25 protein-coding genes and 1 CRISPR repeat array are annotated in these 23,578 nt (G+C 39.9%); of the genes, 19 read left to right on the plus strand and 6 right to left on the minus strand.

Translation table 11 applies throughout. The features are described from left to right. Positions 1-2: 2 nt before the first annotated feature. Together ACT170_RS01535 and ACT170_RS01540 are read left to right on the plus strand one after the other, a co-directional pair. Positions 3-1,034 (plus strand): alpha-ketoacid dehydrogenase subunit beta, encoded by a 1,032-nt coding sequence (locus ACT170_RS01535; protein ID WP_002890539.1) that lies wholly within the window; start codon positions 3-5, stop codon positions 1,032-1,034. A gap of 10 nt (positions 1,035-1,044) precedes the next feature. Beyond that, a complete protein-coding gene (locus tag ACT170_RS01540) occupies positions 1,045-2,274 on the plus strand; it encodes a dihydrolipoamide acetyltransferase family protein (RefSeq protein ID WP_444817950.1) in 1,230 nt (409 codons plus the stop codon). A gap of 179 nt (positions 2,275-2,453) precedes the next feature. On the opposite strand, the gene ACT170_RS01545 is transcribed toward ACT170_RS01540, so the two are convergent. After that, positions 2,454-3,047: a class I SAM-dependent methyltransferase gene (locus ACT170_RS01545; RefSeq protein WP_444817951.1), complete on the minus strand. Its 594-nt coding sequence runs from the start codon at positions 3,045-3,047 to the stop codon at positions 2,454-2,456. A gap of 155 nt (positions 3,048-3,202) precedes the next feature. On the opposite strand from ACT170_RS01545, the gene ACT170_RS01550 reads away from it, so the two are divergent. From ACT170_RS01550 to ACT170_RS01560, 3 genes are all read left to right on the plus strand, one after another. After that, a complete protein-coding gene (locus ACT170_RS01550; RefSeq protein ID WP_272126230.1) occupies positions 3,203-3,784 on the plus strand; it encodes a TetR/AcrR family transcriptional regulator in 582 nt (193 codons plus the stop codon). A gap of 96 nt (positions 3,785-3,880) precedes the next feature. Further along, the gene (locus ACT170_RS01555; RefSeq protein ID WP_272126232.1) at positions 3,881-4,192 is read left to right on the plus strand and encodes a hypothetical protein; all 312 of its coding nucleotides are present in this window, start codon (positions 3,881-3,883) and stop codon (positions 4,190-4,192) included. Between the two features lie 90 nt (positions 4,193-4,282). Then, positions 4,283-5,032 carry a CPBP family intramembrane glutamic endopeptidase gene (locus tag ACT170_RS01560; protein ID WP_048674351.1) on the plus strand — a complete coding sequence of 250 codons (750 nt, stop codon included), beginning with the start codon at positions 4,283-4,285 and terminating at the stop codon, positions 5,030-5,032. A 246-nt stretch (positions 5,033-5,278) separates the two neighbouring features. Here the strand turns inward: ACT170_RS01560 and ACT170_RS01565 are convergent, their stop codons facing one another. Continuing rightward, positions 5,279-5,476 (minus strand): hypothetical protein, encoded by a 198-nt coding sequence (locus ACT170_RS01565; RefSeq protein WP_002886034.1) that lies wholly within the window; start codon positions 5,474-5,476, stop codon positions 5,279-5,281. A gap of 99 nt (positions 5,477-5,575) precedes the next feature. Beyond that, positions 5,576-5,995: an SP_0198 family lipoprotein gene (locus tag ACT170_RS01570; RefSeq protein ID WP_002885897.1), complete on the minus strand. Its 420-nt coding sequence runs from the start codon at positions 5,993-5,995 to the stop codon at positions 5,576-5,578. A gap of 176 nt (positions 5,996-6,171) precedes the next feature. Between ACT170_RS01570 and ACT170_RS01575 the strand changes: the two genes are divergently transcribed. From ACT170_RS01575 to csn2-St, 12 genes are all read left to right on the plus strand, one after another. Further along, the gene (locus ACT170_RS01575) at positions 6,172-6,564 is read left to right on the plus strand and encodes a YbgA family protein (protein ID WP_084914757.1); all 393 of its coding nucleotides are present in this window, start codon (positions 6,172-6,174) and stop codon (positions 6,562-6,564) included. Next, positions 6,561-6,923 carry a TIGR02328 family protein gene (locus tag ACT170_RS01580; protein WP_037603926.1) on the plus strand — a complete coding sequence of 121 codons (363 nt, stop codon included), beginning with the start codon at positions 6,561-6,563 and terminating at the stop codon, positions 6,921-6,923. The genes ACT170_RS01575 and ACT170_RS01580 overlap by 4 nt, the downstream gene beginning before the upstream one ends. A gap of 12 nt (positions 6,924-6,935) precedes the next feature. Continuing rightward, positions 6,936-7,313: a hypothetical protein gene (locus ACT170_RS01585; protein WP_002885898.1), complete on the plus strand. Its 378-nt coding sequence runs from the start codon at positions 6,936-6,938 to the stop codon at positions 7,311-7,313. A gap of 4 nt (positions 7,314-7,317) precedes the next feature. Further along, on the plus strand, positions 7,318-7,680 hold the full coding sequence (locus ACT170_RS01590) for a hypothetical protein (protein ID WP_037603925.1): 363 nt from the start codon (positions 7,318-7,320) through the stop codon (positions 7,678-7,680). A gap of 103 nt (positions 7,681-7,783) precedes the next feature. Then, a complete protein-coding gene (locus ACT170_RS01595) occupies positions 7,784-8,395 on the plus strand; it encodes a CPBP family intramembrane glutamic endopeptidase (RefSeq protein ID WP_037603924.1) in 612 nt (203 codons plus the stop codon). A 26-nt stretch (positions 8,396-8,421) separates the two neighbouring features. Further along, entirely contained in the window at positions 8,422-9,063 is a 642-nt protein-coding gene (locus ACT170_RS01600; RefSeq protein ID WP_444817952.1) for a GDSL-type esterase/lipase family protein, read from the plus strand. Between the two features lie 95 nt (positions 9,064-9,158). After that, entirely contained in the window at positions 9,159-9,773 is a 615-nt protein-coding gene (locus tag ACT170_RS01605; protein WP_014633340.1) for a hypothetical protein, read from the plus strand. A gap of 247 nt (positions 9,774-10,020) precedes the next feature. Continuing rightward, positions 10,021-11,682: a SulP family inorganic anion transporter gene (locus tag ACT170_RS01610; RefSeq protein WP_037611470.1), complete on the plus strand. Its 1,662-nt coding sequence runs from the start codon at positions 10,021-10,023 to the stop codon at positions 11,680-11,682. A 147-nt stretch (positions 11,683-11,829) separates the two neighbouring features. After that, complete coding sequence (cas9, locus tag ACT170_RS01615) at positions 11,830-15,249, plus strand: type II CRISPR RNA-guided endonuclease Cas9 (protein ID WP_444817953.1); 3,420 nt, start codon at positions 11,830-11,832, stop codon at positions 15,247-15,249. Positions 15,250-15,424: 175 nt separating this feature from the next. Beyond that, complete coding sequence (gene cas1 / locus ACT170_RS01620; RefSeq protein ID WP_343092543.1) at positions 15,425-16,336, plus strand: type II CRISPR-associated endonuclease Cas1; 912 nt, start codon at positions 15,425-15,427, stop codon at positions 16,334-16,336. Position 16,337: 1 nt separating this feature from the next. Then, positions 16,338-16,661 (plus strand): CRISPR-associated endonuclease Cas2, encoded by a 324-nt coding sequence (gene cas2 / locus ACT170_RS01625; protein ID WP_002946754.1) that lies wholly within the window; start codon positions 16,338-16,340, stop codon positions 16,659-16,661. Next, the gene (gene csn2-St, locus ACT170_RS01630) at positions 16,658-17,710 is read left to right on the plus strand and encodes a CRISPR-associated protein Csn2-St (RefSeq protein ID WP_343092542.1); all 1,053 of its coding nucleotides are present in this window, start codon (positions 16,658-16,660) and stop codon (positions 17,708-17,710) included. Before cas2 ends, csn2-St begins: the two co-directional genes overlap by 4 nt. Before the next feature lie 63 nt (positions 17,711-17,773). Beyond that, positions 17,774-18,732: direct repeats of the CRISPR family, unit length 36 nt; unit sequence GTTTTTGTACTCTCAAGATTTAAGTAACTGTACAAC. A 110-nt stretch (positions 18,733-18,842) separates the two neighbouring features. On the opposite strand, the gene ACT170_RS01635 is transcribed toward csn2-St, so the two are convergent. From ACT170_RS01635 to ACT170_RS01645, 3 genes are read right to left on the minus strand one after another with little or no spacing between them, the layout of a single operon-like run. Next, a complete protein-coding gene (locus ACT170_RS01635; protein ID WP_444817954.1) occupies positions 18,843-19,658 on the minus strand; it encodes a TIGR03943 family putative permease subunit in 816 nt (271 codons plus the stop codon). After that, entirely contained in the window at positions 19,658-20,560 is a 903-nt protein-coding gene (locus ACT170_RS01640) for a permease (protein WP_013990843.1), read from the minus strand. The genes ACT170_RS01635 and ACT170_RS01640 overlap by 1 nt, the downstream gene beginning before the upstream one ends. A gap of 5 nt (positions 20,561-20,565) precedes the next feature. Next, on the minus strand, positions 20,566-20,697 hold the full coding sequence (locus ACT170_RS01645; RefSeq protein ID WP_002885949.1) for an SPJ_0845 family protein: 132 nt from the start codon (positions 20,695-20,697) through the stop codon (positions 20,566-20,568). Positions 20,698-20,974: 277 nt separating this feature from the next. Here ACT170_RS01645 and ACT170_RS01650 point away from each other — a divergent pair, with 277 nt between their 5' ends. After that, positions 20,975-23,107: a Tex family protein gene (locus ACT170_RS01650; RefSeq protein WP_070839856.1), complete on the plus strand. Its 2,133-nt coding sequence runs from the start codon at positions 20,975-20,977 to the stop codon at positions 23,105-23,107. After that, the gene (locus ACT170_RS01655) at positions 23,094-23,534 is read left to right on the plus strand and encodes a SprT family protein (RefSeq protein ID WP_247915877.1); all 441 of its coding nucleotides are present in this window, start codon (positions 23,094-23,096) and stop codon (positions 23,532-23,534) included. Before ACT170_RS01650 ends, ACT170_RS01655 begins: the two co-directional genes overlap by 14 nt. Positions 23,535-23,578 lie beyond the last annotated feature (44 nt).

Here is a 23,578-nt window from a genome sequence, read left to right on the forward strand (position 1 = left end):
TAATGACTAGAGAAACATTATTTATGAAAGCCATCAATGAAGGGCTCGATCAAGCCATGGAAAGAGACGAGCGAGTTGTTCTCCTAGGAGAGGATATCTCAGGTGGTGTTAATGTTGAACACTTAGAAAATAATAACGAGGATGCCTGGGGCGGTGTCATGGGTATCACACGAGGATTGATGCCGAAATATGGCAGGGAACGTGTTATTGATACTCCGATTTCTGAGCACGGCTATTTATCAGCTTCGGTGGGGATGGCGCTTACGGGACTAAGACCTGTACCAGAGTTGATGTTTAATGATTTTATTGGATTCTGTTTTGATGCCCTATTAGGACAGGCTTCTAAGATGCGTTACATGTTTGGCGGTAAAGCTAAAGTTCCGATGGTTGTTCGTACTATGCACGGGGCAGGAGCTTCAGCTGCTGCGCAACACTCTGGATCCTATTACGGTTTATTTGGATCGATTCCTGGTATTAAGGTGGTCGTTCCTGCTACCCCTTATGATGCTAAAGGTTTACTACTGGCGTCAATTGAGGATGATAATGTTGTTATTTTTTCTGAGGACAAAACCCTCTATGGCTTAAAAGGGGAAGTGCCAGAAGAATACTATACTGTACCAATTGGTAAGGCTGCCGTTCGTAGAGAAGGTAAGGATTTAACAATTGTGACAATTGGTAAAATGTTGTATGTAGCCTATGAGGTCGCCGACCGCTTGGCAAAAGACAACATTTCTGTAGAAGTGATTGATCTTCGTACAGTTGCTCCATGGGATGAAGAAACAGTGTTAAATTCCGTGAAGAAAACTGGTCGTTTAATTATTGTGGATGAGGCCAATCCACATAACAATACTGCAACTGATATTGCATCTGTAGTTTCAGATAAAGCTTTTGATTATCTTGATGGACCAGTGAAATGTGTTTGTGCTCCAAATACTCCTGTTCCATTTGCGACAAACTTAGAACAAGCCTATATCCCTGATGCGGATAAGGTTTTGAAAGTAGCTGATGAATTGATTCAGGACTTGAAAGGATAGGAGGGCGCTTATGGCAACAGAAATTTTAATGCCCAAGCTCGGCCTAACCATGACTGAAGGACTCATTCAAAAGTGGTTGGTCCAAGTTGGTGATACAGTAACAAGTGGTCAGCCTTTATTGGAAATTAGTTCTGAAAAATTAACTAGTGAAGTCGAATCCCCTGCTTCTGGGGTTGTTCTAGACATTGTGCATGATGAAGGTGCTACAGTTAAATGTAAGGAAGTCGTTGGATGGGTTGGTCAGGAAGGAGAAAATGTAGGAACCCAAGAAGCTCCTGCACAAGAGGAAGCTCCAACTGAAGTCGCTAAAGATTCAACACCGTCTAGTCCTAAATCTACTACAGAACCTATAGCTCGTACTGGTGGGGAACGAATTTTCATTACACCGGTGGCTCGTAAGATGGCTGCTGAGAAAGGCTATGATATCTCCCTTATTAAAGGGACAGGTGGGAATGGTCGTATTACAAGACGTGATGTAGAAGCTTACCAACCAAGTCTTGTTGTTGATAAGGTCGTTGAACCTCTACCACAAGCTATGACCTCAGGCCAATACGGTGAGGGACTCCAAGGCATGCGTAAGATTATTGCCGAACGTATGATGAATAGTCTTCATTCTTCTGCTCAAGTGACACTCCATCGTAAGGCTGATTTGACTGAGCTTTTGAAATTCCGTAAAGAACTTAAGGCCAAGGTACATACTCCACTTGAAAATGGTGAACTAGGTATCACAACTCTATTAACTAAAGCAGTAACCAAAGCTTTGAGAGATTTTCCAGCTTTGAATGCTTGGTATGGTGGCGGAATTCATCAGATTCAAGAACGCATTCATATTGGTATGGCAACAGCTTTGGATGATGGTTTGGTTGTCCCTGTGATTCGAGACGCAGACCGTATGACTTTAGCAGATCTTGGTCAAAGCATTAAGACTCTGGCTAATCAAGCTCGAAAAGGTACACTTCCATCTGACCTATATAGTGGTTCTACTTTCTCAATTACGAACCTAGGGGGACCAGGTGTAGAATACTTCACACCAATCCTTAATTCCCCAGAGGTGGCAATCCTTGGTGTAGGAGCAACTCAACAAGCTTTAGCATTTAATGAGGAGGGAGAGGTTGTTCAAAAAGACTATCTTCCATTGAGTCTGAGCTTCGACCATCAAGTCATCGATGGCCTTCCAGCTGCTGAATTTTTAGCAAGAGTTGTTTCTTATCTTGAAGATCCTTATCTCCTTATCTTCTAACAGAAGTATCCATTTGTAAGATGCAATTGTGGACGAATAGGACTTACTAGAGGTATAAAAGTAAAGTAATTGTTGATGTTCCGCAACCTAGTATGAAGAGAAGACTAAATTAGTCTTCTCTTTGTGTTTTGCTAGGGTTGAGACATTAGATTTGATTAAGGAGTTTTTTATTAAATTTCCTAATCACTCTTAGTGACAACATACACAACCCATTTGTAATTTTGCTTTTCTTCAATCTTTGAAAAGCCAATGCTTGTTAACAACTGCATCAATTCATGGCTTGTCCCATAATCTGTCATATGATATTTTATTTTTTCTTTTTCGGAAGCAATAATCAAAGTGGAAGGATTGGACATGACTCTATAGATTTCCTGAAAACTCTGTTTTAAATCCTCCCAGAAAATATGTGTCTGGATGGCAAATACCAAATCAAAATCATTATTTTGGTAGGGAAGGTTTGCTACATTGCCAATCCTCAGCTTAACACTTCCGTTTTCTATAGCATCTGAATGAATTCGTCTAGCAGTTTGATAAGACTCCTTAGAGATATCAATACCATGAATGTCAAGATTTTTACCTAAAGCAAGAAGATTCTTAATAGTGCTGCCACCGCCATAGCCGATTTCTAAAATCCGACTATTGTTGGGGATAGTGGTTTGTTTGATTGCCCAAAGGCTGAGTTCCTTGAAATAGGACGACCAGATGTTGGTAATCAATCGACCGACAAGGCCACTCGGTTTTCTAGATTGCTTTATAAGATATTGAATGAGCATGTTCTCTCCCATTTTTGAAAATAAAATTTGAAATATAGATGATTAAAATTCAGACTTTATTATAGAGAAAGCTAGTAAGAATAGCAAGAAAAAATGAAATATATGCTCATTTATTTCAAACTTATGCTACAATTGGTAGTAACAGAGGTGTTCGCATGAATCAATATCAAAAGACGACTGAGAAAAAGAAGCAAGCGATTATTCAAGCAGCCTTACAATTATTTAAAGAAAAAGGTTTTAAGGAAACGAGTATAAAATCTATTGCAGAGGTAGCAGAAGTATCACCAGTTTCTATCTACAATTATTTCGGGGGCAAAGATAATTTGGTAGCTCTCTGTGTTAATGACTTGTTTGAAGAAATAGCCCAACAAGCTGAGGATATTTTAAACAGCAATCTAGATTTTAAAACAAAATTAGACCATGCTTTTGCCCTATGTCAGGAGAAAATGAGTCAGCAAATCTCGGACTATTTTCAAGATAAAATGGTGAAAGAACCTACTTTTTCAACTCTCTTAGCGAAAGCGATCACTGCAAAAAAACGTGATATCTATTGTGCTTATATTGAGCTAGGAAAAGAAGAGGGCCTTATTGCTAAAGACCTATCGACAGAGCTTGTCCTAAATGTCATGGATGCTCTTAATGGTATGGGAAATCAGTTAGACCACAGTGACAATTTAGAGACAGAGGTTGAGCAAATTCATCAGATTTTTTTGTATGGTATTTTTGGAAAAAAATGAGTCTAGCTTTCATGTCTTGTCCATCAATCCCAATCAGTTGTATATTCTCATGCATGGGTGTAAAATCTACTATATAAAGATAAAGAGGAAGTAGTAATGGAATTAAAAGATTTTACAGAACAAGAACAAAAGCAAATCGAAAAAGGTTTGAGTACAGCTGAGATTTCTGACAAGGAAGCGGCTAAGAAGTTGCTCGCTCTCGTACCGCAAGAATGGATTAAACGTATTCCTTTCTTTGTCAGAGGGCATGCGACGACCAAGACGGTGGAGCGTGTAGCCAAGCAATACCCTGAACTCTACGCAGTAGCTAAACGCCAAGGGGACCTTCCTGAAAAAGAAGGCCAAGAGCTACGTAAAATCATGACAGCTATCTCTGAAGAAAAAATGAACAAACACAAGATTAAGTAAGATTTATAAAGATTGTGAACAATACCATCTTTGAGTCGATGCGGATTAAGGTGAGATCTATCTGATTTATTATCCCGTAACGGAGGAAAAATGAGCAAATTTATTTCAAAAAAATCAGTCGCTATCTGGTATGCACTGACTGCCCTCCTTGCTACATTTATAGTAGGGCAAGTTATCCTTTGGTGTTTCCCAGATGGAAAGAGCACAGGTGACTCTCTACTGTTTATCCTAATGAACTGTATTCCCCTGATTATGGCGGCTATCTTTTCTCTTGTGTTGAGTGAAGTCAAATCTTTGGGCGATTTTTTCAAAAAGGTCTTTCTTCAAAAAGAAAGTCACCTATCCTGGATCCTAGCTTTCATCATCCCCGTCATCTATTATGGGATTTCAATCCTGCTCATGAATGTTCGCTTTACTGGGAACTCCCTCTTAGCCTTCTTCCTATATCTCCCCTGGACCTTTTTATATGGCGGTCTGGAAGAAGTCGGTTGGCGTTGGTTTTTACAAGAACATCTTTACTTTAGTAAGCACTTTATAACTAAAATGATGGTTCTTTCCATTATCTGGTTCCTCTGGCATATCCCTATCTATCAACTACCTTGGATTACAGCAGGCTCGTCCAACTATCTCATCTTTTACCTGATGATTTTAGGGAATACCTTTCTTTTGGGAGCTCTTAAAGAGTACTCGAGAGGAGCTGTTCCTTGTATCCTCGCTCATATGCTGATCGATAGTCTGGCTGTCCTTATGCTGGTTCAGAGTTCACTCACTCAGATTGTCCTTCTTGTTATTTTCGAAATTCTAGTAGCCTTTTGGCTGGTGGCCATGAGAAAATCATAGAAATAGACTTCAAGCTCTCACCTGATTTAGGTGAGAGCTTTTCTTTCCTATCTGTTGACATAATGATATAGTGTCATTTTTAGGAGGTGACTCGTTTGGCTTCATCATCTAAAGACTAAAAAAGAAGGCCAAGAGTTGCGTGAAATCATGACAGCCATCTTTGAAGAAAAAATGAACAAACACAAGATTAAGTAATGTTGTATGAAAAGAGGTATAAGTCCGCAAACTTACACCTCTTTCTTATCTTTACTTCTTATTTGATTTGGATAGGCTGATGGCAACCATTGTCGCACACAGGAAAAATGCAGCTAGTAACCCTTTTGTAGTAGTCGTCATGAAAGGTTTATCAAAGACATAATAGTTATAGACAGCAAATCCCAGTCCAATAAGAGTTACAATAATCGACACAACAAATAGCGTCACCCATAATCTTCTTTGAGTCATCGTCAACCTCCTCTTTGTATCCGTTTTCTTTCTGCCTATAGTATAACATAAAAAACCTTAGCTAAATTCCATAGAGCGGTTCGGCTAAGGTTTTTCATTTTATTTCGTCAAGATAACCGTATCATTTGGATCGTGGTCATCATCTTCAATAGTCAGTTGATTACCATCGAGTTTATAGTGTTTGGTGTCGTCACCGATTGTTAGACTTTGATTGTCAGAGTTAACTGTCACAGGCTTGCTTTCCTTCTCGCCATCTGCCTCGTCCTCTTCCCAAGTTCCAGTATTTCCAGAGATGGTAAGAGTAATGCGATCATTTTCGTCAGTCCCTTTATAGGTGCCATCTAGCCCTTCAGTTTGTTTAGAGGCTTCAGAGCTTTGTGAAGATGAAACCTTACTTGAACTTTGTTGGGTGCTAGCAGAGCTTTCAGGTGTTTGAGCTTTCTGGTTTGAGCAGGCTGCTAAAAGACCAAGAACTGCCATAGAGGCAAGAGAAAGTGTGAGTTTTTTGGACAATGTCATAGGCTTGTCTCCTTTCTTTGATACCTTAAGTATAGCAAACGCTTACAAACAAACCAAGCAAAAAACCTTTTCTGAAAATACTTGAAAATTACTCTTTCGGATTCTTAAAAGCATAATATATTATCCCTATTTAAACTATGCTATACTGATAAAAAAGCAATCAAGGAAGGTTCCTAATGACAATTACCAATCCACGTCGCCAGTGCGAGCGACTTTGGGCAGCCAATAAGTATCTGGTGCTCAGCCATTCGAACAAGATTTACTTGGAAATCCGTAACTATCTCAAGAATGAAGAGGTTAGTTTGGATCAGGTTCAAGCCTACATTGATCAAGCACTTGACCTTCCTGAAAATCCTGGTCAAGTCGTCAATGCCTTCCAACATATCTGGGGGTATTTTAAGAAAAAGGCGACTGCCAGCGAAAAGGAAATGTTTATGTCCCAACTGGATAGCTATGCGGCAGGCCAAATTCCTCAGCATGGTTTGGTGGAATCCGTCAAAGAGCTCCTCAGCAAGTATCCTAATCGCTATCTGGAGGAGTCAACCTTAATTAATGGGGGTTCAAAATGAGACTGTGGCATCAAGACTTGATTGCAAAACTACCCCGTCAGCAATTATTAGGACAACACCGAGAATGTTGTGCCCTTCGTGGCAAGGGATGGCAACGCAAACACGCTACGGTTAACTATGTTTTTGACTATTCTCCATATCGCCTGTTTAAATACCATGAACTTATTATGCAAGAAATGACGAAACGTGGCTATCGTGTCAGCCCTGAGTGGTTAGACAAGGAGTATCGAGGTAAGCAGATGCCAGCCTACGACAAGCTTGAAGCGGAGACATTACCAGCCATCATTTATCCTGAGCATGATACCGCCTATTTACAGGAATGTCTGGACAATCTCAAGCAAAAAGGAATCATCATCTAAAGGAGGAAAACGATGCATTTATTTAAGTGGCTAGCACCTAAAAAGAAAGTAGAAGAAGGCCTTGTCATGCGTATATCGACAGCGGATCAGGTGGACTATGCGACGATTACAGCCCCAAGTGACAGTGATATCTGGGATGCCTTGGTGCAACTCCCAGCATCCTACGATAGTCTCTATCTTACCTATGGCGATAAAAAGTCAACGAGCTTTATCTTCGTTGAGTACGAGGATGACCAGTATCGTTTGGAACACGACACACCTGAGCTAGGGTTAGAATTGACCAATGTCGCGCGTGTATCCCAACAAGTTGCCAGAGATATCCTTATTCGCTTTTCAAAAGAGCACACAGTGATTTTGGACGACCATTGGAAACAAGAGAAAGTCAGGTAGTCCTATGGCACACCTTACCCCAGAAACCAGACGAAAATGGCGAAAAGCTTTGTGCTTAATTATCGAAATCATTTGTCTGGCTCATTTCGCTATCATTGTCCCTCGTGACCGATTCTTTACGCCTGAAAAATGGGCCCAAACACCAGCTCCCATGCGACACAAACTCATGTGGAGTTTTCACCGTCAGTATCAGCTTGAGGGCATGACGAGAGAAGAAGTGGAGAAGCTCTTGGGCAAGGGTGACGACCTTAAAGGAAGTGTTGAGTACAAGCTGAAGGACGATTGGATTGGTGGCTGGCGAGTTTACCATATTGACTATAATCAGGACCGTGTGATTCGTGCCAAAGAAACCTGGCAAGATTGGTGAGAATGAGCTTTCTCTTCCCCTAAAAGTAGTATAATGAAAATATAGAGGTATACGCTTTCAAAAGGTAAAAACTGTCTTTTGACTAGAAGAGGAGGATAAACTCATGACCCTATTTATATCTAAACTGATGAACGGTATTATGGAACTGCTCATAGTCTCTATCATTCCTTTTATCACTTGGTTAATTTGGAGCAGGAAAAAGGTCGGTTTCTTTGACTGGATTGGGTTGAAGAAAGTTGAAAGTCAGCAGAAGAGGCGATTACTACTGACCATTTTAGGTATTAGTCTACTTTTTCTTCTTTTTTCAATTGTCGTCCTCAGTTGGTTCGACTCTAGCCAAACGGCCACAGCAGCTTTTTCTGGAAAGGGAATGGGAGCCCTTCCTGCTATCATGGCCTATGCTATCTTAGGGACTGCCTTGCCAGAAGAAATCTTCTTTAGAGGTTTTCTTTTGAAAAGGATGCAAGGAAAACTAGGATTCCTAGGGGCCAATCTGGTTCAGTCTCTCTTATTTGGCCTCATCCATGCACTTATATTTATCCAATTAACTGGTTACCTAAAAGCTATGGCTATCATGGTCTTTATCAGTCTCATCGCTTACGTTTTTGGTGCTATCAATGAGAAAAAAGCAAGTGGCTCTATCCTTCCAAGTGTCTTTATCCATGCCTTGGCCAATACGGTTGTAGGGCTTCTCTTTGCCTTCTCCTTCATTTAGATAAAATTATATAGAAGAAAGTTATCATGGATGAATTAAAAGAAATCAAACTTAAAAATTATCAGTATTTAAATGAGGTTGCCATCAAGGGGGAGACGCTCTTCACGGGATCATCTCTCATGGAGCTTTTTCCCATTTGTGAAATCGCTAGGAGTAGAGGTGTCGACGACATCATCTACAATCGAGGCATCAGCGGCCTGAATACGGATGAGTTTCTTCAGCATATCCATCCCCTACTTCTGGATCTGCAACCGAGCAAGGTGTTTATCAATATCGGTACCAATGACATGACCGAGGAGCCTTATGGAGACCAATGGTTCCAACATCTGACAGCAAATATCAGACAGATTTTGGAGCAAACACAAGCTGTCTTGCCTCATACAAAGATTTACCTCATGGCTTTCTACCCAGCCAATCTTCATCTGCCTTGGCAGACCAAGGCTTCAATCCAGTGGATGAAACTGCGGACACCTGAAAATCTTGACCTTTGCAATCAGGCACTCGAGGAAATCGCCCAAGCCTATGGCTGCCACTTTATTAATTGTAATGCTGGGCTGGTCAATGATAGGAAAGAGCAGAAGGCTGAGCACACCTATGACGGTGTCCACCTTTATGCCAATGCTTACTTAAAAGTCTTTGAAGCTCTCGAACCCTACCTCTTGAATTAAGAAAATATGAGAGAATTTCCAGTTCTTACTCGCTTTTTTCCTTTGATTACAGTACAATAGACGTCAAAAGTGAAAAATTGAAATGAGGTATCCCTATGTGGAAATGGTTTAAACGGCTCATTGTCCTCGTCATTGTGGTCTTTTTTGCAGTGGCGGCTCTACTCATTCCGGACAAGATCGACAGTCAGGACCAATTAAAAAATGTATCAACACAAACATCTCTTGCCGATTTAGCCCAGGCTGGTATTGGTGGGGCGTCCCTTTCATCAGGTGGAGTTTCAACCGAGATTAATCTTGATAGCAACCAGTTTCGTCAAATCCTAAAAGCAAGCATGGCTGATTCTAATGACGAGACCTTGCTAAACAGTACTGTAGAGTTGAATGATTCTTATCTCACAGCTAAGCTACCAGTGTCTCTTGGACCTATCGAATCAACATTCAGCCTTGATTTCACGGTCAGCACAAACAAGGAAGTCATCCTATTAGACTTGGCAGGTGCCCACCTGGGTCGCCTCCCTGTACCTAAATCACTGGTTCTGCCTTATCTCAAGAAGAGTATTGCCCAGTCAAGCAGTGGTGTTCGCATGGTTAACAACCAAATTCAGCTCAAGCTTCCTGAAATCGGCTACGAAATTGAGCAAGCCACTGTGACCAATAGCAAGATGAAGGTCAAGCTTAACATTCCGATTTCCTTGCCAACCAGTTGGTAATGTAAGAGAAATCTATCAATCCATGATAAGTTAAAACAAGTCCATAGTCTGGACTTGTTTTTTGATGCCTTCACTTCTAAACTAAGAAAGTTAAAAAATTCTTGAAATAATACGTTTACATCTCCCAATCCCCTAGAAAATGGGGGTTTCCTGTGCTATCATAAGACTGTAAAAATGACAAGCGTCTGACACTCATTGAAAAAAGAGTTAAGTCAAAGAGTTTTAGGATAGTAGTTAGGAGGAACAAATGGACGCTTTAAAATATATCACACCCAAATTTTTCACCACCATCAAGGATTATTCCAAGGGACAGTTCATCAAGGACCTGATTGCAGGAGTTATCGTGGCTATCATTGCCCTGCCCTTGTCGATTGCCCTAGCGATTGCCTCTGGTGTTAATCCCGAACAAGGTCTTTACACAGCAGTGGTTGCAGGCTTTTTTATTTCCTTTTTAGGAGGTAGTCGGGTTCAGATTGGTGGACCTACCGCAGCCTTCGTTGTCATCATCTATGGCATCATCGCCCAGTATGGCATGGCGGGTCTGACTGTTGCCACGCTCATGGCGGGACTCATGCTTATTATCATGGGGCTCCTGCGTTTTGGCGACCTGATTAAATTCATTCCCAAAACCATCACACTTGGCTTTACCTTGGGGATTGCCATTGGGATTGTGGCTGGACAGATTAAGGATTTTCTAGGCCTTGAGATGAAGTCCGTGCCAGCTGAGTTTCTGGAAAAGATGATTGCCTATGGAGAGCATCTTTCGAGTATTAGTTGGGCGACCCTAGCTATCGGTATTTTGGCCCTGCTCATTCAAATCTTTTGGCCACGCCTTTCTCAGAAAATTCCGGGTTCTCTGGTTGCTATCTTTGTGACCACAGCTATCGTTGCTTTTGGTCATCTCCCCGTCAAAACCATTGGTGACCTTTACACCATCAAGGCGGGACTTCCAAGTTTAACGGTTCCTGACCTATCATTTTCTTTGATTCGTCAAATGATTTCGCCAGCCTTCACCATTGCCATACTAGCAGCTATCGAATCGCTCCTTTCTTGTGTGGTTTCAGATGGCATGATTGGTGGTAATCACCGTTCTAATGCAGAATTGGTCGGCCAAGGTGTCGGGAATATCATGTCAGCCCTCTTTGGCGGGATTCCGGCAACGGGTGCTATTGCCCGTACCGCAGCCAACGTCAAAAATGGCGGACGAACACCAGTAGCAGGTATGGTTCATGCCTTCACCCTGCTTCTGATTTTACTCTTCCTCATGCCTTACGCCTCATTGATTCCTATGACCTGTCTGGCCTCAATCCTTATGATTGTCGGTTATAACATGAGTGGTTGGCGTACAGTTGGTCGTATGATCAAACGTGCCCCTAAGAGTGATGTGGCGGTCCTGCTAGTGACCTTTATCTTAACCGTTTTCTTTGACCTAGTGGTTGCCATCGAATTTGGTATGGTCCTAGCAGCCTTCCTCTTTCTCAAACGCATGTCCGACGTGGCTCAAATCCGTCAGTGGGTGGACAAGGAAAATCTGGACGATCCAGTTTTGTCTGAGGATAGCGACTTGAAGCAAGTTCCTAAAAATGCTGTCGTCTATGAGGTTTTTGGTGCCCTCTTCTTTGGTGCAGCCAATAACTTCTTGAATGTGATTAATGATGAAACTAAGAATGTTCTCATCCTACGCATGCGAAACGTTCCAGCCATGGATATCTCAGGCCTAGATGCCCTTGAAGAAACCCTGGCTATCTGCCAAAAACGTGGCATGACCTTGCTTCTTTCTCACGTTAATGCTCAACCCTACAGAGTTCTTGAAAAATCTGGCTTTATCCAAACTATTGGACCAGACCATATCTGCGAGTCGACCGACCAAGCCCTTGAAAAAGCAGCAGCCCTAGCACAAGAAGCCTAGACAAAAGTTTTTAATACAAGAAGAAAAAGCCAGTTCAACTGAACTTGGCTTTTTAAAATACAAAACTAGGATAGCGCTTACAAATACTATTGTGAATTTTCAGATATTATTGTAAAATATTAGAAAAAAGAATAAGGAGATTCTTAAATGAGCGACTTAGTTTTAGGACTTGATATTGGTATAGGTTCTGTTGGTGTAGGTATCCTTAATAAAGTGACGGGAGAAATTGTCCATAAGAACGCACGCATCTTCCCAGCCGCTCAAGCGGAGAATAATGTAGAACGTAGAACAAATCGTCAAGGAAGACGATTGACACGACGTAAAAAACATCGTAGAGTTCGTTTAAATCACATATTTGAAGAAAGTGGATTAATCACTGATTTTACGAAGGTTTCAATCAATCTAAACCCATATCAATTGCGAGTTAAGGGTTTGACCGATGAATTGTCTAATGAAGAATTGTTTATCGCTCTTAAAAATATGGTGAAACACCGTGGGATTAGTTATCTTGATGATGCAAGTGATGACGGAAATTCATCAGTAGGTGACTATGCACAAATTGTCAAAGAGAACAGCAAACAATTAGAAACAAAAACACCAGGCCAGATTCAATTGGAACGCTATCAAAAATATGGTCAATTACGTGGTGATTTTACTATTGAGGAGGATGGAAAAAAACATCGCTTAATTAATGTCTTTCCAACATCAGCTTATCGAGCAGAAGCACTGAGAATACTGCAAACCCAACAAGAATTTAATCCACAGATTACCGATGAATTTATTAATAGTTATCTCCAAATTCTAACTGGAAAACGTAAATATTATCACGGACCAGGAAATGAGAAGTCACGGACTGATTATGGAAGGTATACTACTAAGAAAGATTCTGAAGATGAGTACATAACTTTAGACAATATTTTTGGAATCCTAATTGGGAAATGTACATTTTATCCGGAAGAGTATAGAGCAGCAAAAGCATCCTATACGGCTCAAGAATTCAATTTGCTAAATGATTTGAACAATCTAACCGTTCCAACAGAAAGCAAGAAGTTGAGCGAAGAACAAAAGAATCAAATCATTACCTATGTCAAAAATGAAAAGGCGATGGGTCCAGCGAAACTCTTTAAATATATCGCTAAACTACTTGCTTGCGATGTTGCGGATATCAAGGGATATCGTATCAACAAATCAGACAAACCAGAAATTCATACTTTCGAAGCCTACCGAAAAATGAAGACGCTTGAAACTATTGATGTTGAGCAAATGGAGAGAGAAAAGCTTGATAAGTTAGCCTATGTCTTAACATTAAATACGGAGAGGGAAGGTATCCAAGAAGCGATAGAGCATGAGTTTGCTGATGGTACCTTCAGTCAGGAGCAAATTGATGAATTGGTTCAATTTCGCAAAGCAAATAGTTCCATTTTTGGAAAAGGCTGGCACAGTTTTTCTGTCAAACTTATGATGGAATTAATCCCAGAATTATATGCGACGTCAGAAGAACAAATGACTATCTTGACACGACTTGGAAAACAAAAAACAACTTCTTCTTCAAATAAAACCAAATATATTGATGAGAAACAACTAACTGAAGAAATCTACAATCCTGTTGTTGCTAAGTCTGTTCGCCAAGCTATAAAAATCGTAAATGCGGCAATCAAAGAGTATGGTGATTTTGACAATATTGTCATCGAAATGGCTCGAGAAACGAATGAAGATGATGAAAAGAAAGCTATTCAAAAGATTCAAAAAGCTAATAAAGATGAAAAGGATGCAGCCATGTTTAAGGCTGCCAACCAATATAATGGAAAGGCTGAATTACCACATAGTGTTTTCCATGGTCATAAGCAATTAGCGACTAAAATCCGTCTCTGGCATCAGCAAGGAGAACGTTGCCTTTATACTGGTAAAACAATTTCAATCCATGATTTGATAAATAATCCTAATCAATTTGAAATAGATCATATTTTACCTCTCTCTATTACCTTTGATGATAGCCTTGCCAATAAGGTTTTGGTTTATGCAACTGTTAACCAAGAAAAAGGACAACGAACACCTTACCAGGCATTAGATAGTATGGATGATGCATGGTCTTTCCGTGAACTAAAAGCCTTTGTCCGTGAGTCGAAAACACTTTCAAACAAGAAAAAAGAATACCTTCTTACGGAAGAGGATATTTCAAAATTTGATGTTCGAAAGAAATTTATTGAACGAAATCTTGTAGATACAAGATACGCTTCAAGAGTTGTCCTCAATGCCCTTCAAGAACACTTTAGAACTCGCAAGATTGATACAAAAGTTTCCGTGGTTCGCGGGCAATTCACATCTCAATTGAGACGCCATTGGGGAATCGATAAGACTCGTGATACCTATCATCACCATGCTGTAGATGCATTGATTATTGCTGCTTCAAGTCAGTTGAATTTGTGGAAAAAACAAAAGAATACTCTTGTAAGTTATTCAGAAGACCAACTACTTGATATTGAAACAGGTGAACTTATTAGTGACGATGAGTACAAGGAATCTGTATTTAAAGCCCCTTATCAACATTTTGTTGATACATTGAAGAGTAAAGATTTTGAAGACAGTATCTTGTTCTCATATCAAGTGGATTCTAAGTTTAATCGAAAGATTTCTGATGCAACAATTTACGCAACAAGAAAAGCGAAATTAGATAAAGAGAAAAAAGAATACACTTATACTTTGGGGAAAATAAAAGATATCTATGCTTTAGGGACAAAAACTCCTTCTAAAACGGGATTTTATAAGTTTTTAGATTTATACAAAAAGGATAAATCCCAATTCTTAATGTATCAGAAGGATAGAAAAACTTGGGATGAAGTAATAGAGAAGATATTGGAACAATATCGACCATTTAAAGAAAAGGACAAAAATGGAAAAGAGGTTGATTTTAATCCTTTTGAAAAATATAGAATTGAAAATGGACCTATTCGCAAGTATAGTCGAAAAGGCAATGGTCCTGAAATCAAGAGTCTTAAATACTACGATAATCTCCTAGGAAGATTTGTTGATATAACTCCCTCAGAAAGTAAAAATCCTGTAGCTTTACTATCTTTGAATCCTTGGAGAACAGATGTATACTACAATACAGAAACAAGAAAATATGAATTCTTAGGATTAAAGTATGCAGATTTGTGTTTCGAAAAAGGAGGTTCTTACGGTATTTCAAAAGTTAAGTATAATAAAATAAGAGAGAAAGAAGGAATTGGTAAGAATTCAGAATTTAAGTTTACACTGTATAAGAATGATTTTATTTTAATTAAGGATACTGAAACAAATCGCCAACAAATCTTTAGATTTTGGTCTCGTACTGGGAAGGATAATCCAAAAAGTTTTGAAAAGCATAAAATAGAATTAAAACCTTATGAAAAAGCAAGATTCGAGAAGGGAGAAGAACTTGAGGTATTAGGAAAGGTACCACCTTCTTCTAATCAATTGCAAAAGAATATGCAGATAGAAAATCTATCAATGTATAAAGTAAGAACAGATGTCCTAGGAAATCAGCATATCATCAAAAATGAGGGTGATAAGCCTAAGCTAGATTTTTAATATTAATTGTTAAAAAGTGTTGCAATTATAGTTATCATATACTATAATTATCGTGTAAGGGACGCCTTACACAGTTACTTAAATCTTGCAGAAGCTACAAAGATAAGGCTTCATGCCGAAACCAACACCCTGTCATTTTATGGCAGGGTGTTTTCGTTATTTAAAAGGAGAAGAAATGACTTGGAGAGTTGTACATGTCAGTCAAAGTGAGAAGATGCGCTTAAAGCTTGATAACCTGTTAGTGAAAAAGATGGGACAAGAGTTTACGGTGCCACTTAGTGATATTTCGATAATAGTTGCTGAAGGTGGGGATACAGTTGTTACTCTTCGATTATTAAGTGCCCTAAGTAAATATAATATTGCCTTGGTTGTCTGTGATAATGAACATTTACCAACAGGGATTTATCACTCGCAAAATGGGCATTTTAGAGCTTATAAGCGCTTGAAAGAGCAGATGGACTGGTCTCAGAAACAAAAGGACAAGGCATGGCAGATTGTGACTTACTATAAAATCAATAACCAAGAGGATGTCCTAGCCATGTTTGAAAAAAGTCTGGATAACATTAGACTACTTTCAGACTATAAAGAGCAGATAGAACCAGGTGATAGAACGAATAGAGAGGGACATGCTGCCAAGGTCTACTTTAATGAACTTTTTGGTAAACAATTTGTCAGAGTAACCCAGCAAGAAGCAGATGTTATCAATGCTGGCTTAAACTATGGTTATGCTATCATGAGGGCTCAGATGGCTAGAATAGTGGCGGGTTATGGTTTAAATGGTCTATTAGGAATCTTCCATAAAAATGAATATAATCAGTTTAATTTGGTTGATGACTTGATGGAGCCATTTAGACAAATTGTAGATGTTTGGGTTTACGATAATCTAAGAGATCAGGAATTCCTTAAGTATGAATATAGGTTGGAATTGACAGATTTGCTCAATGCTAAAATCAAATATGGCAAAGAGACATGTTCAGTGACAGTTGCTATGGACAAATATGTTAAAGGTTTTATCAAATATATTTCGGAAAAAGATAGTAGTAAATTTCACTGCCCAGTGGTATCAAGTTTAGAGTGGAGAAAATAAGATGAGGTATGAAGCGTTGAGATTATTATGTTTTTTTGATTTGCCAATGGAATCCAAGGATGAAAAAAGAATATATCGTAATTTTCGTAAAGAATTAATTTCAAATGGATTTGAAATGTTACAATTTTCGGTCTACTATCGCACTTGTCCTAATAGAAGCTTTGCAAATAAATTTTATAAGAAGCTAAAGATGAGCAATCTACCTGCTGGAAATGTGAGACTGTTGGCGGTTACTGAAAAGCAATTTTCAGAGATGACATTAATCATAGGTGGCAAAACTAAGCAAGAAGAAATCGTCAGTGATAATAAGTTGGTGGTTATATGAAATTTTTTGTACAACATCCTTACAAGGAACGTATTGAAGTGAATATTGGTGCAATCACACAAATTGTTGGTCAGAATAAAGAACTCAAATATTATATCTGGCAGATTTTGAGCTGGTATTTTGGTGGAAAAAAATACTCAAGTGAGGATTTAAGTATTTTTGATTATGAGGAGCCTACTATACTTGATGAGACTGGAGAAATAGTGAAACGAAGCAGTTATCACTATATCGACATTTCAAGTTTTAAGGATTTACTTGAGCAGATGGAATATAAGAAAGGAACACTTGCTCAGGGTTACCTTAGTAAAATTGTCAATCAGGTTGATGTTGTAGCCTATTTGGAGAAAATAAATGAACAAGTTGAGCTCATAGAAGGAGCGATAAATCAGCATATAAACTTAAACAGCGGTCAGGTGGAATACCATTTAGAGAATCAACCTCTGACACTAGATCAACTACTTTCAAAAAACTTTAGTCCATTTTTTGCCATTGAGAACAAGAATTTATCTTTTGAATGGGTTTCAAATACTGATAAACTATTCCTCTTTTTAGAAATGTTAAACCGTCTTCTGTCACAAACAACAGAGAAATATCTCATTGTTCTAAAAAATATTGAAAGCTTTGTCTCAGAGGAGTCCTATGATAGTTTTTATAATGAGATTGGTCGGCTAGTCAAAAAGTATCCAAACCTAACCTTTATTTTATTTCCAAGTGACCAAGGCTATTTAAAGATTGATGAAAAGAGTAGTAGGTTCGTCAATATTTTATCTGACCAGGTGGAGCATTTGTACGATATTGAGTTTATGTATGAAAGGGTAAAGAAACATTATCCAAGTAATAATTTCCCAACGAGAGAGGGTTTTAGGAAATCCTTAGAGAATGTGACGCCTTATTTATTGACAAAAATGGTGAGACAACCTAGTCTCTCACTTGTTGATTCTGTAATTTTGAGTATACTAAATCAGTTGTTTCAATTTAATTACCGTATAAGATATTCACAAACTCCTGATGAGGAGCTATTGCATAGATATTTAGAAAGTAAGAATTGACAAGTACAGTGATTGATTCTATAATCACTATGTGGGTATAAAAACGTCAAAATTTCATTTGAGGTTTTTGTACTCTCAAGATTTAAGTAACTGTACAACCTACACGAATAACACCAGTTTGTCCAAGTTGTTTTTGTACTCTCAAGATTTAAGTAACTGTACAACAAGGTAAAAAGACTGAAGAAGAATGTTATTGTTTTTGTACTCTCAAGATTTAAGTAACTGTACAACTCTTCAAAGAATAGCCGTCGTACTTGCCTCGTTTTTGTACTCTCAAGATTTAAGTAACTGTACAACTGCAGCTTAAGCCACCTAAATCAGCAGACGGTTTTTGTACTCTCAAGATTTAAGTAACTGTACAACTTTTAGCTTGCTCTGCTGATACAGTCGTCAGTTTTTGTACTCTCAAGATTTAAGTAACTGTACAACGCGCGCCAGTCTCTTTGATGTAATCATAGCGTTTTTGTACTCTCAAGATTTAAGTAACTGTACAACACGGTTGGTCAGTGAGCATGCAGCACTGAGTTTTTGTACTCTCAAGATTTAAGTAACTGTACAACAAACAATTGCAAAACCATCTTACGTTAAAAGTTTTTGTACTCTCAAGATTTAAGTAACTGTACAACTACCAGAAGCACGAAAACGACCAAGTTATTGTTTTTGTACTCTCAAGATTTAAGTAACTGTACAACTGAATGCGTACGGTTCTGGGATTGAACATGGTTTTTGTACTCTCAAGATTTAAGTAACTGTACAACAATTACCAATGCCGAATGACCAGCTTATCAGTTTTTGTACTCTCAAGATTTAAGTAACTGTACAACTTTAGACTGAATGTGTCTGAGTCGCAAGGCGTTTTTGTACTCTCAAGATTTAAGTAACTGTACAACTGACTAACACTTCAGGATTCACTGCCCTTAGTTTTTGTACTCTCAAGATTTAAGTAACTGTACAACTTAAAGTGCGTTTTCGGAAACGTTGGCACAGTTTTTGTACTCTCAAGATTTAAGTAACTGTACAGCGGTCTATCCAAACGCTAATATTATTATACCGTTTTTGTACTCCAAGATTTAAGTAACTATCCAGGTTGATTGATTCAACTAAAAAAGCCAGTTCAACTGAACTTGGCTTTTTAAAATACGCGATATACATAAGGGTTGTCAGGCTGACCGACCTCTTTGACCTCAGTTAAATTGAGGACAGGCAGGCTCTGTTTAAGATTTTGATAGTAATCCACAGTGATGGTACCAGTGACTTTTACCCAGGTATTGTCCTTAAAGGTTTGGTCACTTCCTGTCGTCGCCAATCCGTAAACACCTGAATCGGCGATACAGTGGATAATTCCGAAACGGAAGATGAACTGATAACCCTTGGTTTGTGGGTCATTGTAGACAAAGCCGGTATAGGTGACCTTCTTGCCCACAAAATCGTTAGGATAGAGGTAGATGAGCTCCATGACTTCCATGTAATTTTCTGTGGTAATCTGTATGGTCTCACGTCCCTTGTACTTGGCTAGCTCTCTGGTCATTTCCTTCTCATAAGCTGAGGAGGTGAAGTAGGAGCTGGTGTCTGGCTTCAAGTACTGAATAGTCGTTCCCTCTTGGTCGGCCTGATTAGGATCGCTCCCTGCCGCCAGTGGAAAATGATAGCCCTTAGCTGACACGGTATTGGCATCCAAGGTTACTGTTGGCACCAAGAGCCCCGTGAGGACTGGAAAGGCCAAGAGAACGATGCTGGCTACCTTGGCTACTCGACCTGACAAATGCGAGTGAACCTTCATCTGCTTCATCCAAACGATGAGTTGAACCACAGCAAGGATAACGGACAGCACCATGGAAATGTAGGCCAAGTAGGAGTAGTGGATGTTAATGTACTGGTTGAGCTTGCCAGAAACTTGCAAGTACATGACGAGCTCAAAATACCCAGATAAGATGAGAAAACGTAACATTAAATCACCCCCAATAGCAGACAGTAAATGATTGTCACCAGACTTGCGGTTCCTACGAAGAGACCAACAAAGCGTGTTTTAAATTGGTGTTTCATCATAATCAAGTTCTTGATATCAACCATAGGACCAATGATGAGAAAGGCAACCGTTGGTGCCACTCCGAAACTAGAGAGCAGCGAAGCCCCGATAAAGGCATCGGCCTCTGAACAAAGGGAGAGGATGAAGGCCAGGAGCATCATGATCAGGATGGCTGTCACTGAATTATGACCGATGGTCGTGAGGATACGGGTCGGTAGGTAGGTCTGCATACTTGCTGCCACCAAGCTTCCGAAAATCAAGTAACGCCCAGTGTCAAAGAACTCGTCAACCGCATGAACCAGGGCTTGAAAGACTTTCTTACCAGCTGACAAACCACTATAGTCGTGAACATGACTAGCCTTACGATTGTCCTTGAGAATCTGGTCATCCACCACAAAGCCCAGCAAGATTCCCAAAATCATGGCAATCAAGAAAGCCCCGACGAAACGTAAAAGCACGTAGTACCAAGAGTTCCCAAAGGCCGTGTATGTCGCAAAGAGAACAACTGGATTAATGATAGGGGCAGTTGCCATGAAAGGAATAGCCGTGTAGCTAGGCACTTTTTTCTCTAAAAAGCGCGTGATAATAGGAACAATCCCACACTCACAAGAAGGGAAAATAAAACCAATCAGGGTTCCAAAGAGGATAGCCAGGACCTTGTTTTTAGGAAGGAAGTTTTGGACCTTTTCAGGAGTCACAAAGACCTCGATAAAGCCAGATAGGATACTTCCCAGTAAAACAAAGGGCAGGGCTTCGATAATAATCGATAGAAAAACTGCCAGAAGCTGCAAAACGCTATCTGGTAGTTGATGAAAAATAGCCATAAAAATTATTTCTTCTTATCTTCTTGAAGACGTTTGTCCTTCTTAGGATCAGTTCCCGCCTTTTCAAAATCAGGGATAGCCGCAAAAGATGCCATCATGCTTTCAAGTTCATTTGTTTTTTTCTGAATAACTGCCATAAAAAGCCTCCGAGTTAATTAAGATACTAAGGGCGTTATTTCTGACAGAAAATTAGGGCATCAGACGAAGAAGCTCTACTTCTAGGAAGATGCATCTATTTTCCGAAAGAAATAGCCCGAGTTCAGTTACAAAAGATACTAAGGGCGTCATTCCGAAAGAAATAGCCCCTAACAATAGGTTTACTTTTCTATTATACTACCTCTTGCTTAAAAATTCTCGCTTCAGCTACAAGGTTTTCTGCCCAAGCAAATCTCCTCTCGTGGTATAATATAGTTTATGGAAAATCGTAATTTAGAGACATTGGCTCAGGAATTGGGCCTAAAAAAACAACAAGTTGAAACTGTTTTAGAATTGACCGCAGAAGGCAATACCATTCCCTTTATCGCCCGTTACCGTAAGGAAAAAACAGGCAATCTGGATGAAACGCAAATCAAGGCCATCATTGATATGGACAGGTCCTTGACTGCTCTTCAAGACCGTAAGGAAACAGTTCTTGCCAAGATTGAGGCTCAGGGCAAATTGACCGATCAACTCAAGGCAGCTATTGAAGCCGCTGAAAAACTGGCAGATGTGGAAGAACTCTACCTTCCCTATAAGGAAAAACGCCGCACCAAGGCGACGGTTGCCCGTGAAGCAGGTCTCTTCCCCTTGGCTCGTCTTATCCTGCAAAATAGTCCAAACCTCAAGTCTGAAGCTGAAAAGCTGACATCTGAAGCCTTTCCAACAGCTGATAAGGCTCTTGCTGGTGCTGTGGATATTTTGGTTGAGGCCTTTTCTGAGGACAATAGCTTACGCTCTTGGACCTACAACGAAATCTGGAACAACAGTGATATCACTTCAACCCTCAAGGATCAATCGCTGGATGAAAAAGAAACTTTCAAAATCTACTATGATTTTGAAGACAAGGTGTCTAAACTTCAAGGTTACCGTACCTTAGCCCTTAACCGTGGGGAGAAACTAGGCGTTATTAAGGTGGCCTTTAAGCACAATCTTGAGAAAATGCACCGTTTTTACAGTGCCCGTTTCAAACAAAAAAACGACTATATCGAGGAAGTTATCAACCAATCTCTCAAGAAGAAAATCATCCCAGCCATGGAGCGTCGTATCCGTAGCGAGTTGACTGAAGCAGCAGAAGATGGTGCTATTCAACTTTTCTCTCAAAATCTTCGAAGCCTTCTTTTAGTATCACCACTTAAAGGTAAGATGGTACTTGGTTTTGACCCTGCCTTTCGTACAGGGGCTAAGTTGGCCGTGGTTGACCAAACTGGTAAGCTCATTACAACGCAAGTTATCTATCCAGTGGCTCCAGCCAGTCAGGCTAAAATCGTACAGGCTAAAAAAGACTTGGCTGACCTCATTAAGAAGCATGCCATTGAGATTATCGCTATCGGTAATGGAACAGCCAGTCGTGAGAGTGAAGCTTTTGTAGCAGAAGTTCTCAAGGATTTTCCAGAGACTTCTTATGTTATTGTCAATGAAAGTGGTGCCTCTGTCTACTCTGCATCAGAGTTGGCCCGCCATGAGTTCCCAGACTTAACGGTCGAAAAACGCTCTGCCATTTCCATTGCCCGTCGTCTTCAAGACCCATTGGCTGAGTTGGTTAAGATTGACCCTAAATCAATCGGAGTAGGCCAATACCAGCATGATGTTAGTCAGAAGAAACTTTCTGAAAATCTTGATTTCGTCGTCGATACCGTGGTTAACCAGGTTGGTGTTAATGTCAATACGGCAAGTAGTACCCTCTTGTCACACGTGTCAGGACTCAACAAGACCATCTCTGAAAATATCGTCGCCTACCGTGAGGAGAATGGTGAGATTGCATCGCGTGCTGAAATCAAAAAGGTCCCACGTCTTGGTGCTAAGGCCTTCGAACAAGCTGCCGGTTTCCTTCGTATTCCAAATGCCAAGAATATCTTGGATAATACAGGGGTCCACCCAGAGTCTTACCCAGCGGTAAAAGCCCTCTTCAAGCAGTTAGCTATCACAGACTTGGACGATTCTGCCAAGGCAAAATTGCAGGCTCTTAATCTTAAAGAAACAGCGGAAGGATTGGGACTTGGACAGGAAACCCTCAAAGATATCATTGCTGACCTTTTGAAACCAGGCCGTGACCTCCGTGACGATTTTGAAGCACCAGTGCTTCGTCAAGATGTTCTTGAACTCAAAGACTTGTCAGTAGGACAAAAACTTGAAGGAACGGTCCGTAACGTTGTGGACTTTGGTGCCTTTGTGGATATCGGTGTCCACGAGGATGGACTTATCCACATCTCAGAGATGAGTAAGAGCTTCGTTAACCATCCAAGTCAGGTCGTTTCTGTTGGGGATTTGGTTACCGTATGGGTCTCAAAAGTTGACTTAGAGCATGAAAAACTCAATCTTTCTTTGGTGAATCCACGTGAATCTAACTGATTATGTTAAGACTGTTTCTATAGAGGATTTTGGCTGGGAATTTAAGCACCAAGCCTTGTGGAACAAGCGTCTCCGAACCACTGGAGGTCGGTTCTTTCCCAAGGATGGTCATTTAGATTTTAACCCAAAACTCTATGAGGAACATGGTCTTGAAACCTTTCGAAAAATCGTCCGCCATGAACTCTGTCATTACCACCTTTATTTTCAAGGGAAGGGCTATAAGCATGCGGATAGAGATTTTAAGGATTTACTAGCCAAGGTTGACGGCCTTAGATACGCTCCAAAGATGCAAGGCCAAGAAGAAAATGATTATCTCTATCAGTGTCAATCTTGTGGTCATACCTACCGTCGCAGACGCCGTGTCAATACACGGAAATTTGGCTGCGGTTTGTGTCGAGGAAAGCTCATTTTTCTAAATCAGTCCTAGGGCTGATTTTTTTAGTCTAAAAAAATCATATAATTAAATCAAAG

The sequence above is a fragment of the Streptococcus sp. cx1 genome, assembly GCF_052384325.1.
Taxonomy (GTDB): domain Bacteria; phylum Bacillota; class Bacilli; order Lactobacillales; family Streptococcaceae; genus Streptococcus; species Streptococcus salivarius_G.

What these genes read in the sequence shown, in the direction of transcription:
- ACT170_RS01535 (WP_002890539.1), top strand. Translation starts at nt 3, where the DNA reads ATGACTAGAGAAACATTATTTATGAAAGCCATCAATGAAGGGCTCGAT.
- ACT170_RS01540 (WP_444817950.1), top strand. Translation starts at nt 1,045, where the DNA reads ATGGCAACAGAAATTTTAATGCCCAAGCTCGGCCTAACCATGACTGAA.
- ACT170_RS01545 (WP_444817951.1), bottom strand. Translation starts at nt 3,047, where the DNA reads ATGCTCATTCAATATCTTATAAAGCAATCTAGAAAACCGAGTGGCCTT.
- ACT170_RS01550 (WP_272126230.1), top strand. Translation starts at nt 3,203, where the DNA reads ATGAATCAATATCAAAAGACGACTGAGAAAAAGAAGCAAGCGATTATT.
- ACT170_RS01555 (WP_272126232.1), top strand. Translation starts at nt 3,881, where the DNA reads ATGGAATTAAAAGATTTTACAGAACAAGAACAAAAGCAAATCGAAAAA.
- ACT170_RS01560 (WP_048674351.1), top strand. Translation starts at nt 4,283, where the DNA reads ATGAGCAAATTTATTTCAAAAAAATCAGTCGCTATCTGGTATGCACTG.
- ACT170_RS01565 (WP_002886034.1), bottom strand. Translation starts at nt 5,476, where the DNA reads ATGACTCAAAGAAGATTATGGGTGACGCTATTTGTTGTGTCGATTATT.
- ACT170_RS01570 (WP_002885897.1), bottom strand. Translation starts at nt 5,995, where the DNA reads ATGACATTGTCCAAAAAACTCACACTTTCTCTTGCCTCTATGGCAGTT.
- ACT170_RS01575 (WP_084914757.1), top strand. Translation starts at nt 6,172, where the DNA reads ATGACAATTACCAATCCACGTCGCCAGTGCGAGCGACTTTGGGCAGCC.
- ACT170_RS01580 (WP_037603926.1), top strand. Translation starts at nt 6,561, where the DNA reads ATGAGACTGTGGCATCAAGACTTGATTGCAAAACTACCCCGTCAGCAA.
- ACT170_RS01585 (WP_002885898.1), top strand. Translation starts at nt 6,936, where the DNA reads ATGCATTTATTTAAGTGGCTAGCACCTAAAAAGAAAGTAGAAGAAGGC.
- ACT170_RS01590 (WP_037603925.1), top strand. Translation starts at nt 7,318, where the DNA reads ATGGCACACCTTACCCCAGAAACCAGACGAAAATGGCGAAAAGCTTTG.
- ACT170_RS01595 (WP_037603924.1), top strand. Translation starts at nt 7,784, where the DNA reads ATGACCCTATTTATATCTAAACTGATGAACGGTATTATGGAACTGCTC.
- ACT170_RS01600 (WP_444817952.1), top strand. Translation starts at nt 8,422, where the DNA reads ATGGATGAATTAAAAGAAATCAAACTTAAAAATTATCAGTATTTAAAT.
- ACT170_RS01605 (WP_014633340.1), top strand. Translation starts at nt 9,159, where the DNA reads ATGTGGAAATGGTTTAAACGGCTCATTGTCCTCGTCATTGTGGTCTTT.
- ACT170_RS01610 (WP_037611470.1), top strand. Translation starts at nt 10,021, where the DNA reads ATGGACGCTTTAAAATATATCACACCCAAATTTTTCACCACCATCAAG.
- cas9 (WP_444817953.1), top strand. Translation starts at nt 11,830, where the DNA reads ATGAGCGACTTAGTTTTAGGACTTGATATTGGTATAGGTTCTGTTGGT.
- cas1 (WP_343092543.1), top strand. Translation starts at nt 15,425, where the DNA reads ATGACTTGGAGAGTTGTACATGTCAGTCAAAGTGAGAAGATGCGCTTA.
- cas2 (WP_002946754.1), top strand. Translation starts at nt 16,338, where the DNA reads ATGAGGTATGAAGCGTTGAGATTATTATGTTTTTTTGATTTGCCAATG.
- csn2-St (WP_343092542.1), top strand. Translation starts at nt 16,658, where the DNA reads ATGAAATTTTTTGTACAACATCCTTACAAGGAACGTATTGAAGTGAAT.
- ACT170_RS01635 (WP_444817954.1), bottom strand. Translation starts at nt 19,658, where the DNA reads ATGTTACGTTTTCTCATCTTATCTGGGTATTTTGAGCTCGTCATGTAC.
- ACT170_RS01640 (WP_013990843.1), bottom strand. Translation starts at nt 20,560, where the DNA reads ATGGCTATTTTTCATCAACTACCAGATAGCGTTTTGCAGCTTCTGGCA.
- ACT170_RS01645 (WP_002885949.1), bottom strand. Translation starts at nt 20,697, where the DNA reads ATGGCAGTTATTCAGAAAAAAACAAATGAACTTGAAAGCATGATGGCA.
- ACT170_RS01650 (WP_070839856.1), top strand. Translation starts at nt 20,975, where the DNA reads ATGGAAAATCGTAATTTAGAGACATTGGCTCAGGAATTGGGCCTAAAA.